Origin of the sequence: Amphibacillus cookii (genome assembly GCF_016908375.1) — a bacterium.
Taxonomy (GTDB): domain Bacteria; phylum Bacillota; class Bacilli; order Bacillales; family Amphibacillaceae; genus Amphibacillus_C; species Amphibacillus_C cookii.
This window is the reverse complement of sequence record NZ_JAFBDS010000012.1, coordinates 71,445-82,813: the sequence shown is the minus strand read 5'-3', so window position 1 is coordinate 82,813 and position 11,369 is coordinate 71,445. Positions and strand designations below refer to the sequence as shown.

13 protein-coding genes and 1 riboswitch are annotated in these 11,369 nt (G+C 38.8%); of the genes, 10 read left to right on the top strand and 3 right to left on the bottom strand.

Going from position 1 to position 11,369, the window contains the following annotated elements:
• The first annotated feature begins 328 nt into the window (after positions 1-328).
• From JOE23_RS15960 to JOE23_RS15925, 8 genes are all read left to right on the top strand, one after another.
• Positions 329-748, top strand: a complete 420-nt coding sequence (locus tag JOE23_RS15960; RefSeq protein ID WP_204439995.1) for an organic hydroperoxide resistance protein — start codon at positions 329-331, stop codon at positions 746-748.
• A gap of 251 nt (positions 749-999) precedes the next feature.
• Positions 1,000-1,803, top strand: a complete 804-nt coding sequence (gene proC, locus JOE23_RS15955) for a pyrroline-5-carboxylate reductase (RefSeq protein WP_204439993.1) — start codon at positions 1,000-1,002, stop codon at positions 1,801-1,803.
• 62 nt (positions 1,804-1,865) lie between these two features.
• Positions 1,866-2,324 carry a flavodoxin gene (locus tag JOE23_RS15950; protein WP_204439991.1) on the top strand — a complete coding sequence of 153 codons (459 nt, stop codon included), beginning with the start codon at positions 1,866-1,868 and terminating at the stop codon, positions 2,322-2,324.
• Positions 2,325-2,787: 463 nt separating this feature from the next.
• On the top strand, positions 2,788-3,327 hold the full coding sequence (gene lepB, locus JOE23_RS15945; protein WP_204439989.1) for a signal peptidase I: 540 nt from the start codon (positions 2,788-2,790) through the stop codon (positions 3,325-3,327).
• 54 nt (positions 3,328-3,381) lie between these two features.
• Positions 3,382-3,487, top strand: a riboswitch (TPP riboswitch).
• Between the two features lie 132 nt (positions 3,488-3,619).
• Positions 3,620-4,444 (top strand): bifunctional hydroxymethylpyrimidine kinase/phosphomethylpyrimidine kinase, encoded by an 825-nt coding sequence (thiD, locus tag JOE23_RS15940; protein WP_204439987.1) that lies wholly within the window; start codon positions 3,620-3,622, stop codon positions 4,442-4,444.
• Positions 4,445-4,446: 2 nt separating this feature from the next.
• Positions 4,447-5,247 carry a hydroxyethylthiazole kinase gene (thiM, locus tag JOE23_RS15935; protein WP_204439985.1) on the top strand — a complete coding sequence of 267 codons (801 nt, stop codon included), beginning with the start codon at positions 4,447-4,449 and terminating at the stop codon, positions 5,245-5,247.
• A gap of 1 nt (position 5,248) precedes the next feature.
• Positions 5,249-5,881, top strand: coding sequence for a thiamine phosphate synthase (thiE, locus tag JOE23_RS15930; protein ID WP_204439983.1), 633 nt, complete (start codon positions 5,249-5,251; stop codon positions 5,879-5,881).
• A gap of 161 nt (positions 5,882-6,042) precedes the next feature.
• Positions 6,043-6,567, top strand: coding sequence for a type 1 glutamine amidotransferase domain-containing protein (locus JOE23_RS15925; RefSeq protein ID WP_204439981.1), 525 nt, complete (start codon positions 6,043-6,045; stop codon positions 6,565-6,567).
• A gap of 110 nt (positions 6,568-6,677) precedes the next feature.
• Here the strand turns inward: JOE23_RS15925 and JOE23_RS15920 are convergent, their stop codons facing one another.
• Both JOE23_RS15920 and JOE23_RS15915 read right to left on the bottom strand, forming a co-directional pair.
• Positions 6,678-8,039 carry an ammonium transporter gene (locus JOE23_RS15920; RefSeq protein WP_204439979.1) on the bottom strand — a complete coding sequence of 454 codons (1,362 nt, stop codon included), beginning with the start codon at positions 8,037-8,039 and terminating at the stop codon, positions 6,678-6,680.
• Positions 8,040-8,062: 23 nt separating this feature from the next.
• The gene (locus JOE23_RS15915; protein WP_204439976.1) at positions 8,063-8,404 is read right to left on the bottom strand and encodes a P-II family nitrogen regulator; all 342 of its coding nucleotides are present in this window, start codon (positions 8,402-8,404) and stop codon (positions 8,063-8,065) included.
• A 261-nt stretch (positions 8,405-8,665) separates the two neighbouring features.
• On the opposite strand from JOE23_RS15915, the gene JOE23_RS15910 reads away from it, so the two are divergent.
• A complete protein-coding gene (locus JOE23_RS15910; protein ID WP_204439974.1) occupies positions 8,666-9,094 on the top strand; it encodes a DUF4064 domain-containing protein in 429 nt (142 codons plus the stop codon).
• A 44-nt stretch (positions 9,095-9,138) separates the two neighbouring features.
• A complete protein-coding gene (ddlA, locus tag JOE23_RS15905; protein WP_204439971.1) occupies positions 9,139-10,239 on the top strand; it encodes a D-alanine--D-alanine ligase in 1,101 nt (366 codons plus the stop codon).
• 128 nt (positions 10,240-10,367) lie between these two features.
• Here ddlA and JOE23_RS15900 read toward each other — a convergent pair whose 3' ends face one another.
• Positions 10,368-11,222: a DUF4349 domain-containing protein gene (locus tag JOE23_RS15900; protein WP_204439969.1), complete on the bottom strand. Its 855-nt coding sequence runs from the start codon at positions 11,220-11,222 to the stop codon at positions 10,368-10,370.
• Between the last annotated feature and the right edge of the window lie 147 nt (positions 11,223-11,369).

Genomic DNA, 11,369 nt, shown 5'->3' with positions numbered 1-11,369 from the left:
ATCCACTCATGTGCGCGTTTGGTGCGCACATGAGTTAGCTGAAGCCGTGCCTGCGGAAAGCGAATCACTGGATGACTGAACCCATTTCTATAGTTAGAGAATTTTCAACGTATTGCAACCTTACTTTTTAACTCTCCGCTGTCGGTAGTCAAGCCAAATCTGAAGTGATCTGATAAAGAGGTAGCGAGTTTATAAGTGCGAAATATAAGAAAAACTAGTTCATTCGCTAAAGACAAATACAAGGGAATTTTAAAAAATCGATGTTTAATAATTGATGAAAAAGGAATAGTTAATATAAAGGCTAATATATTTAAGGAGTGATAAAAGAATGAGTGATGTATTATTTACCTCACATGCTGTAGCTCAAGGTGGTCGTGAAGGTCATGTTAAGTCTGATGATGGCGTGATTGACTTGAATTTAGTTGATCCTGCGAGTGAAAGTAGTGAGGCGGGGTCGAATCCTGAACAACTATTTGCTGCTGGATATGCCGCTTGCTTTGATGGTGCATTAAATTTAATGGCCTCAAAAGCCAAAAAAAATATCGAATCAACCCTATCGTCTGATGTCAGTTTGTTAAAGGATAGTGCAGATAATGGCTTTAAAATAGCTGTTGTCCTGCACGTGGAAATTAAAGGTATTTCACAGAAAGAAGCAGAGGATTTGGCTAAACAGGCACATGACTTCTGTCCGTACTCTAAAGCAACAAGGGGCAATATTGATGTTAAACTGGAGGTACATGCGGTGTAAAGCTGATAGAAATCGATGGAGTCTAGGCTTCATCGATTTTTAATTTGCTCAGGGGATGATCAAAATAGAATTATTTTTCCGATAACGTTGTCAAGCTTCATGCGTAGCTGTATAGTATAAATGGAGAGTAACTTGTGCTTCAATCAACTACATAATGATAAGTGACATGCAAGTGTTTGAAGCATCTATAAAATAGTAATCGATTATTTGAAAAGTGGTAAATTTAAAGTACTTGAGGAGGGTGAAGAAAGGTGTCAAATGAAAAAATATTAATTGTTGGTGCAGGTAGAATGGCGCAGGCGATTATAAAAGGGTTGAAGAAGGCAGATTTTGTTAATGTACTCGTTGCTAATAATGGTAATCCTGAGCGCTTGAGTGAAGTGGAAAGAAGGTTTGCTGTAGACGCAACCACCCAGTGGCAGGAACATGTTTCCGATCAAGATATTGTCATCTTGGCTATGCCTCCAGAAGCCCACGAGGAAGTGTTGGCTAATTTGGCGCAAGTGATGACGGATCAATTGATTATAACGGTAGCTGCCGGGATTGATATCTCTTATATGGAAGAACGCCTTCCTGACAAGGCTGCTGTTGCATGGGTAATGCCGAATACTGCAGCATCGAAAGGGGAGTCAATGACATTATTTGCGCCAGGCGCGCATGTAACAGATGAACAAGAATACTTTGTTGAAAAAATATTGTTTAGTATTGGCAAGTTTAAAAAGTTAACTGAGCAACAAGTACATGCCTTAACGCCGATAACGGGAAGTGCGCCAGCTTTTGTTTATCGGATGGCAGATGTGCTAATCGGAAAAGCTGAAGACACCGGAGTCTCTGAAGTTGTGGCTAAGCAACTTGTAGCTCAAATGATAAGAGGGGCGGCAGAGATGTTAACATCGGATTTAAAATGTCCTAAAGACCTTATGGATGATGTCGCTAGTCCTGGAGGAGTTACAGCATCTGCGCTAGAAGTATTTGATCAGTATCAATTTGATCAAATGATGGAAGAGGTGCTTGTTGCTTGTTATAATAGAGCAAACAATTCGAAGTCGCAGTAAAAACCAACTCTTGACATTGATAATCATTATCAATTAATATGGTCAAGAGGGAGTGAATAAGTGTGAAAATTGTTTTGGTTTATGCAAGCATGTCAGGTAATACTGAGGAAATGGCAGAGGCCATTGGTGAGCAAATAAAGTCTTTAGGTTTTACGATTGAGTCATTTCAGATTGATATTGATGACATTGCAGCTTTTGATTTAGTTAATTATGATGCAATTCTGTTCGGTACTTATACATGGGGAGATGGAGAACTTCCTTATGAAGTTGAAGATTTTCATCAAGACTTAGGGCAAGAAGATTTATCAGGCAAATTAGTCGGACTTTTTGGCTCGTGTGATTCCTATTATCCTGCTTATGGTGCTGCATTAGAGATAATGGCTGATCAATTTCATGCGGTAGGATCAACGGTGATTGATCCCCTACTGAAAGTTGACTTAACTCCGGATCAAGACGATATTGAAAGATGTCAACAATTTGCTAATAAGTTCGTTGAAGAGCTTAAGAATAATCAATGCTAGTGGAAGGTTGAGACAAACCAACGATTTCCCCTAAAAACATGAACGATCTTTTCTCATAAATTAAGAGGAAAATCATCTCAATTGAAATATACTCGCTTTCTGAGTGGATCTTCAACTCGCACTGGGACTGCGGTTACTCGCTCCATCGAAAAGGTTTGTTTCCACAGGAATCATGAATATTTCAGATGGTAAATGACGTGTCCGAGAAAAACAAACAACCGAGCCGTAATAGGCGTTTAGCCAATTATGGTTCGGTTGTTATATTGACTTATTTACTTTTGCCCCACTGATTTTAATACCGTGTGATTTAATTAAGTAGATTAAAAGGAAATAGAGCAGAAATTTTAAACCAAACGCGATATGCTAAATGTTTTAGTGGAGCGGCGTTTACTTAATTGGTAGCTTTTACTGGGATTTAATCGTATAATAAGATTAATATCGATAGAAAATGAGGATGACTTAAATGGTAAAGGAAATCATTTCTTGGTTAAAAGCAATAATTATTGCTTTAATTATTGTGTTTGTCGTTAGGGAATTTGTTATGACGCCTTCAATTGTAAAGGGTGACTCCATGTTGCCTAACCTGCATGATGGCGATCGGATAATTATTAGTAAAATCAGTTCAATTGATCGCTTTGATGAAATAGCATTTTATGCGCCCGACGCTGATGATAACTATGTTAAGCGAGTGATCGGTTTGCCGGGAGATCAAATTAAAATTGAAAATGATGTGCTCTACATCAATGATGTACCTTATGAAGAGGATTACTTAGATGAGCTAAAGATGCAATTGCATGACAATCAGTTATTCACTTATAACTATGACCTGGAGGAGGAGCATGGCTATCATGTGATTCCAGAAGGCTCCTACTTTGTTCTTGGCGATAATCGTCCGATTAGCCGGGATAGTCGAAATTTTGGAGTGATTTCTGAAGATGCCATAATCGGAGAAGTTGTGTTTCGAATTTGGCCGTTAAATGCGATGGGAGTCATTAATCATTAGTGAATAGTTTGACAGATTAAGAGATAAGTGTTTTAGTGTAAATATAATCATATAATTATCCACTAGGGGCGCGTGTTAAGCGCTGAGATAAAGATTTTTCTTTGGTCCCTTTGAACCTGATTTGGCTAATACCAACGGAGGGAAGTGGGGCGTTGTCACAGACTATCTTTCTTTATATAAAAAAGATAACCGCTCCAATTCGTTGGGGCGGTTTTTATTGTTCTAAAATAGAGGTGGAGGTAAAGAAAGGGTTTAGGTATATAAAAGTTACCTCATTAAAGGAGGAGAAGAAATGGTGTTAGTAAAGACAGCTTTAACTATTGCGGGAACTGATCCAACCGGAGGGGCAGGTATACAAGCGGACTTAAAAACTTTTCAAGAACGACAAGTTTTTGGGATGAGTGTATTAACGTCAGCTGTTGCTCAAAATACATTGGGCGTACAAGCTGTTGAAAATATGCCGATCGCATTTATTGAACAACAATTGGCGTGTGTTTTTAATGATATTGAACCGGATGCAATAAAAACAGGTATGATTTCTACAATTGATATGATGGAGTTAATCGCGACATATTTAAAGAAGTACCCCTCAATCCCTTATGTCATGGATCCTGTTATGGTTGCGACTAGTGGAGATGCTTTGATGGAAACGGCATCGCAAGCCGTTATTCGTGACTTGTTATTACCGCTAGCTTCAATTGTAACGCCTAATTTACCAGAAGCAGAAATATTAATTGGACAAAAAATTGAAGGTTTAAATGAAATGGAAAGAGCGGCCCGTTATATTGTAAATGATCTAGGGGCATCATCTGTTGTTATAAAAGGTGGGCACTTAGAGGAGAAAGCTGTTGATGTATTTTACAATGGTGAGAAGATAGAACACCTTGTTGAGGATCGATATCCAACCAAACATACCCATGGTACGGGGTGTACATTTGCCGCTGCTATTACTGCAGAATTAGCCAAAGGTCAAGAGCCTTACCGAGCGGTTTCATTTGCGAAGCAATTTATAACGGATGCGATTCGGTTTCCGTTAGGTATTGGTAAAGGAAACGGTCCGACTAATCATTGGGCTTATAGACTAAAAGGGTTACCAAATCAGGAAGGAGAAGCGTGATTATGACAAATACAAAGGCGATTATTGAAGCGGTTAAATCACAACAACCTTTAGTGCATAATATAACCAATCAGGTGGTGATGAACTTTACTGCAAATGGGCTATATGCGCTTGGCGCTGCTCCTGTCATGGCACATGATCATAAGGAAGTTGCGGAAATGGCAAATAATGCTGATGCACTTGTTTTAAATATCGGGACCTTGACAACTGAATTAGTTGAAGCTATGGTTATTGCCGGAAAATCTGCTAATCAAAAAGGTATTCCAGTTGTTTTCGATCCGGTGGGTGTCGGTGCAACCACTTTGCGAAATCAAGCTTCAGAGCGGATTTTGTCGGAAGTAAAGTTAAGTCTAATTAGAGGAAACGCGGGAGAAATCAGCCAACTTGCAGGAGTAAAGGCTGATGTGCGGGGTGTGGATGTGCGCGGTGATTTGGATCACCTTTCCATTGCAAGACAAGCGGTTAAGAAGCTTAATATTCCTGTAATGGTTACAGGTAAAGCGGACGTTGTTGCCAATACAGAGGGGAGTGTGCTTGTAAAGAATGGTGTGCCTATTTTAACTCAAGTCACGGGAACCGGCTGTTTATTAAGTGCGGTGACCGCTGCATTTTTAGCGGTAAATAATGAAATTCTTGCTGCTGCAACTGCAGCGGTAGGCTATTATACAGTTGCGTCTGAGTTAGCAAATGAGCAGGCTAAACATCCTGGTCAATTTCAGGTGGCTTTTCTGGATGCATTGTCTTATACAACGGCAGAACATGTTCAAGATCGGCTGTCTGTTGAACACTTGAAAGGAGAATGATATGGTGTTTAACAAAGCGTGGTTAGATGTTTATTTCATTTTAGGAAGTATGAATACAGCTGGGAGGGATCCGTTGTATGTCGTTGAGCAAGCGTTGCAAGGTGGGATTACTTGTCTTCAATTTCGTGAGAAAGGTACAGGTGCTAAAATTGGGTTGGACAAGTTTCATTTAGCTAAAGAAATGCAAAGGCTGTGTGCGCAATACCAAGTCCCTTTTATTGTTAATGATGATGTTGGTTTAGCGCTAGCTATTGATTCAGATGGTGTCCATGTCGGCCAAGAAGATCAATCGATTCAAGAAATTAAGGCGATTGCACCAAAAGGGATGGTTGTTGGTGTGTCGGCGATGTCTGTCGAACAAGCTATCCAAGCTAAACAAGAGGGAGCTGATTATATTGGTGTCGGACCAATTTATCGAACAACGACAAAAGCTGATGCAAAAGAACCCATTGGTTTAAAAGGTATTTCTCAGATTAGAGCGGCAGTTGGTACTTTGCCTATAGTAGCGATTGGTGGTATTCAAGCTGAACATAAAAATGAAATAAAAGAAGCTGGAGCAGATGGCGTCTCAATTATTTCAGCTATTAGTACGGCTAGAAATCCTCAAGAAGCTGCGCGCTCATTTTTATCATAGTAACGTCCGGGTAACCCTTAGAGCAGTGGTCACTCCATTGAGGTAGGAGCTAATGGATGCTAAAGTCGTAATTGAAGTTTTGTTTTATCATGTGTTTAATGTTTAAAGGGTTTCGATAAGGGTTAATATATTTGTAATGTAGATTGAAAAGGAGGGGTGATATGCGACTGGAAAATAAAAAGGTTCTCGCACTTGTCGAAGATGATTTTGAAGATTTAGAGTTGTGGTACCCTGTTCTTCGATTAAAGGAAGAAGGGGCAACTGTGGTATTAGTAGGTAAGGAAGCGGAAAAAACGTACACTGGGAAATACGGTGTTCCAGCGCAATCGGATTTAAGTTTCTCGGCGGTAAATCCGGATCAATATGATGCATTACTAGTTCCTGGTGGTTGGGCACCTGATAAATTAAGACGTTATCAAGAAGTCATTGAATATGTTCGTTACTTCGATCAAAAAAAGAAAGTGATTGGTCAGATCTGTCATGCTGGATGGGTGCTTATTTCTGCAAATATTTTAGACGGGGTTAAAGTAACAAGTACGCCTGGAATAAAAGATGATATGACCAATGCTGGCGCGACTTGGTTTGATCAACCAGTAGTGACAGATGGTCATATTATTTCGAGTCGAAGACCACCTGATTTACCACCTTATGTCAAAGCGATTGCCGATCAATTGGCCGAAAATTAGTTTAATTGATGGGTATGTTGCTTAAGTGAATGGCTATAAAACAGCTAAGGCTTCCGTCATCGACGGAAGCCTTAGCTGTTTTATATGCTAAAAGGAGAAACCAATATTTATTAAGAAGTTGCTTTGCTTTCGTTTAAATTATTTAAACGATCAGCCAATCCGAATTCCCCTTTTCTATCCATCGTTTCTTTTCCGGAAAGGGTATCTTTAAATTCATAAGCGCTAGAACCGTGCTCTGAAATATCAAGACCTGTGATTTCTTCTTCTTCAGATACGCGAATAGAAGAGAATCGTGTTAGAATAAAGGTAAATCCACCAACCGTTGCCATTGTCCATGCGATAACAGCAATGACACCGATAGCTTGAACTGCTAATTGACCAACTCCGAATCCATAAAACAATCCAGTATCTAGCGAGAATAGCCCGACTGCTAATGTACCCCAAATCCCACATAAGCCGTGAACACTTGTTGCACCAACAGGATCATCAATTTTCAATTTTGTGTCAATGAACGTAACGCCTTCCACCAAAATGATACCAGAAATTAAACCAATAATAATTGAACCGACAATAGAAACCTCTGCTGTACCAGCTGTTATACCGACTAACCCGGCCAACACCCCGTTTAATGCCATAGAGGCATCAATTTTTTTGAAACGTAGTTGTGAGTAAAGTGCTGTTGAAATAAGTCCGCCAGCGCTAGACATTAAGGTGGTCGCGATAACCATAGGTACCAATGAAGGGTCAGCTTCTAATGTACTACCACCATTAAAACCAAACCAGCCTAACCAAAGAATGAAAACGCCTAGTGCTCCCATAGGGATATTGTGTCCAGGTATAACATTAATTTTCTTACCTGCGTATTTACCGAGTCTAGGTCCTAAGAATAATACAACAGTTAGTGCGCCGACTGCGCCGGTAAGGTGGACAACAGTTGAACCAGCAAAATCACTAAAGCCCATATTGACTAACCAACCATCATCTGACCAAATCCAATGTCCGACTACTGGATAAATAACCCCTGTCATAGCAATAACAATTAATACATACATACCTAATTTCATGCGTTCGGCAACTGCCCCAGAAATGATCGTTGCACAAGTTGCAACAAACATAGCTTGGAAAACGAAGAAGCCAATATCTTCAACGCCATTTAGTAAAAAGCTATCTGAACCGATAAATGATCCGGCAGATGAACCGAACATGACCCCGTATCCGATTAAATAAAATAGAATCGGTCCAATACTAATCGTTAAAAAGTTCTTCATAATTATATTTAGTGAGTTTTTAGCGCGCGTAAAACCCGATTCTACCATTGCAAAGCCTGCATGCATAAAGAATACGAGAAAAGCGGCAAGCATAACCCACAGCATATCTGCTGTTGCTTGTGAAGCTGCTTCACCGGTTTCAGCGTAAACAGGTGAAGCTAGTAATAAACCAATAAATGATAAAAGTCCAATCTTCTTTAACATAATGTATTCCACTCCTTCTTTTATTAAAGTACGGCTTCTCGTCCGCGCTCGCCTGTACGGATTCGAATCGCATCTTCGACAGGATATACAAAAATCTTCCCGTCACCAATTTGTTCGGTGCTACATGTCTTAATAATTAAGTCAATGACTTCATTAGATTTCGTCTCAGGAACAACGATTTCAATCTTAATCTTCGGAACAACCTTTATCTCGTAGGATGTTCCTCTAAAAACGCCAGTTTGACCCTTTTGTTTACCTGTACCGGCGACCTCCGTTACAGTAATGCCGCCAACACCAACTTCTGCTAAAGCATCACGTAAGACTTCGAACTTTTCGGGACGAATGATTGATTCAATTTTTTTCATTTTACCGCTCCTTTCATGTAAGGATAGTTAACATCTTAAGTTATGTAAATTATCATAAACCTATTTTTCAGAAAATTCAAGTCTTTTTTGGTCATTTTTTAAAAATTTAAAAATTAAACGCTTACTCCTTTTGAATAAAATTCTGTTTGCGCTATTTGTTGGAGTGGGTCTCATATCCCTTAAAGCTTTGCATAGTGAAGGAACGTTCACATGTGTTAAAATACATAATGAGGTAAGAAAGTGAGAGGAGCTAAGATATCTATGATAAACAGGAAAGTTGAAATGGCTTTAATTGTAATAGGCAGTATTATCTTTATCTTTTTCGGGATTGCTGGTATTAATGTATTAAGGTCATTAAGTGATGAAGCGGTTATGACAGATGTGCACAGTGGTTTCATTGAAGATGTGGAAGATACAGAAATGCTAAGTTTAACGGAGTTTACTGAGGCGCTTCGAATGAATAGCATATTGATGATTGCTATAGCTGTAATAGCAATTGTGACAGGTCTATTGGCAATTAAAATGCTAAAAGAAAATCGCCGTCCCAAGCCTGCTGGTATTTTATTACTAGTGGTCGGTGGATTAACAAGCTTCCTTCAAATGGGGTTTGCGATGTTTGGTAGCTTGTTATTTGTTATAGCAGGTATGATGGCGTTAGTAAAAAAGCCTAAAGATCAACCTAGCCATTAAGAAATGAAGCAATAGTAAAAAGTTCATGAGATAGGAGAAATATAATGAAGAAAATTACAGTGGGAATTGTATTTGGTGGTAAATCAGCTGAGCATGAAGTGTCATTGCAATCAGCAAAAAATATTGTTGAGGCAATAGATCATGATAAATATAATGTGGTTTTGCTCGGTGTTGATAAAAAAGGAAAATGGCATCTCAACGAACAAGATTCATACTTATTAAATGCTACAGACCCTGAAGCTATTGCGTTAAATCATAGTAATCAACACGTAGCGGTTATCCCAGGTGAGTCTGCAACTCAAGTGATAAATGTAGCGACAAACAAACCTCTCGCACAGTTGGACGTTATCTTTCCAGTTGTTCACGGGACACTTGGAGAAGACGGTAGTTTACAAGGGTTACTAAGAATACTGAATTTACCATTTGTTGGTGTTGACCTTCTTGGCTCTGCTGTAAGTATGGATAAAGATTTTGCTAAACGGATCCTTAGTGATGCGGGCCTTTCGGTTGCAAAGGGTCTGGTTTACAAAAAACATCAACAGAGTGAGATTGATTTTAATGCGATAAAGGATAAACTAGGGTTACCTGTTTTTATTAAGCCTGTTAATCAAGGCTCTTCTGTTGGTGTGAGTAAAGCTAATACCAAAGCTGAATTTGATTTAGGTATTAATGAAGCCTTCTTATATGATGATAAAATCATAATTGAAGAAGCAATTGTCGGTCGTGAAATAGAATGTGCTGTTTTAGGTAATCAGGAACCGATCGCTTCATTGCCGGGGGAAATTTTACCACAGGATGGTTTTTATTCTTATGAAGCAAAGTACATTAATGAAACGGGTGCAATCTTATCAGCTCCGGCTCAATTAACCGATCAACAAACGGATAAAGTTAGAGCGGAAGCTTTGCGTGTGTTTAAAGCGTTGGATTGTGAAGGGATGGCTCGGGTTGATTTCTTTATGACAGAAGACAATCAACTGATTGTGAATGAAGTGAATACGATCCCTGGGTTTACAAAAATAAGTATGTATCCAAAACTATGGGGAATTACAGGTATTGATTATCCAAGTTTAATTGACCGTTTAATTGAATTAGCCTTCGAACGTCATCACCGTAAACAACAGCTGAAAAGCGCTGTATTTGAATAAGGTTGATAAGGGCTGGACAAAAACTTCGCTATCTCTAAGGTTCAACGCGCGTTTTTTTGTCTCAGCCCCAGCTTTCCAGTTGATTGCATTGTAGCAAAAGCAAGTGGGCTTCTGAGTTTCTTGTATCACTATTCTTTGTTTTTTACATAATATCGGTAGATAAACCAAGTGACCACTGATAATACCAACAGGATAGGTAAGTTGCCAATAATAAAGATGAAAAAGTTGACCGCGCCGACTACCAAAATGTTGTAGCTCGTCAGCCATTGATCGTTTATTCTTTCCCAAATATTTAAATCTTGGTCATGCACTGGATCTGTTCGTTGCTCGAAAATCGATAGGTGAACAGTGGCGAGTTCAGCTCGATTTTCATAGTAATGTATTTGCCCCTTTAATTGTTCAATTTCTAGTTGAACCTCCGCCAACTCATTAGATATATTTAATAAATCTTCTGTTGAATCAGCTTCCTCCATAAGTGAAATGAGCCTTTCCTCTACTTTTTCTTTTGACGTTAGGCGCGTTTCTAAATCAACATATGCTTCTGTTACATCTTCACCACCTATGTTCTGATGATGAATGGTTATGTCCTCTGTTTGAAGTGTATTAATAAAATCGTATAAAAATGCTTCTGGAATACGTACGATTAATTCGCCATCATATAGATGTTCGTCTATTCGACTGGTTTGATTAGACACAATGTAACCATCGTATTGACTGAGTTTATCTTCTATTAAATTCATCGTATCTAAGTATTGTACCACTTCCAGCTTAAGGAAAGCGTTGTAAATAATCTTGCGGTTTTCTTCTGTGTCCCCGGTCAACTCATATACTGTATCTTCAGTTACCTCTTGATCGCTATTAAAGTCGTATGACTCTAATGCTACTTCTGAACGTTCGCTAATCATTGTATTGTCATGCTGTTCTTGGCTACATCCAGTGATGAAAAAAAATGTTGTTAACATAAGAAAAAGTTTTGTTCTCAATATTTGCCCCCCCAATCGTTTTAGTATTCAATCAGACGATTTTGATGAAATTTTGTTACAGATGTATAAATATAAAAATGGTTGAATATCGAGGTTAGAAAGGGATTTAGTGCTAATGTAAAGGTTTAATAACAATATTTTAATGTT